Annotated in this window: 1 protein-coding gene; it reads left to right on the plus strand. The window is 32.2% G+C overall.

The genetic code is table 11. From position 1 onward, the window contains the following. The coding region (locus tag H6A13_RS13025; RefSeq protein ID WP_204909952.1) for a glycosyltransferase family 4 protein at window positions 1–651 on the plus strand (651 nt) is incomplete at its 5' end. Window positions 652–838: the final 187 nt, after the last annotated feature.

Consider the following 838-nt stretch of genomic DNA (forward strand, 5'->3'; position numbering starts at 1 on the left):
TTTTATACTATTGATAATAGAATAATTATTAATAGAAAAAAACTATATAATATTGATAATAAAAAGGTTACTATTATATTTTCTGGAAGAATTGTCCCAGAAAAAGGTTGTTTAGAGTTAATCAATGCATTTAAAGGTAGTGATTACTTATTAAATAATGCCAATCTTGTAATTGCTGGTGGTGTTATTTATGGAGAAAATGGAAAATCGGATTATTTGAAGCGGGTTCAAGAGGCAATAAAGAACATAAATAGTATCATAATGACTGGATATATACCTTATCAAGAAATGCCATGCCTATATATGATGTCAGATATAGGTATAATACCAACTATGTGTGAAGAAGCATTTGGTTTGTGTGCTATTGAAAATATGGCAGCTGGAAATGCATTGATAGTTTCTGATTCTGGGGCCCTTCCGGATTTGTTGGAAAATCAGAGTGGGGAAAAATGTGGTATCGTAGTAGCTAGAGACTATAATTATGTTGAAAATCTAAAGAAATCAATGGAATATCTTGTCAATAATGAGATTGCTAGAAAAAAAATGGGTAACCTCGGAAAACAAATGGTTGAAAATTATTCTAAACAAAACTATTGCAGTAAATTTTTTGAGCTATTAGATATGATTAAACTCACTGTTAGCATCGGGTGATTTTGACCATTTTTCATCGGGTTAAAATCACCAATTATCATCGGATTAAAATAACCAAAAAGTCATTGCCAAGTATCTTATTGTACACGGTAAATCATAAGTACCAGCGTATTTTTTGACCGCCGTTTCTGGCGGCCGGTTTACACATTTGTTGTTTTTGTTTTGCTCCGGCAGATTTCCGGCAGCT

The sequence above is a fragment of the Mordavella massiliensis genome (assembly GCF_016902415.1).
GTDB lineage: Bacteria > Bacillota > Clostridia > Lachnospirales > Lachnospiraceae > Merdimonas > Merdimonas faecigallinarum.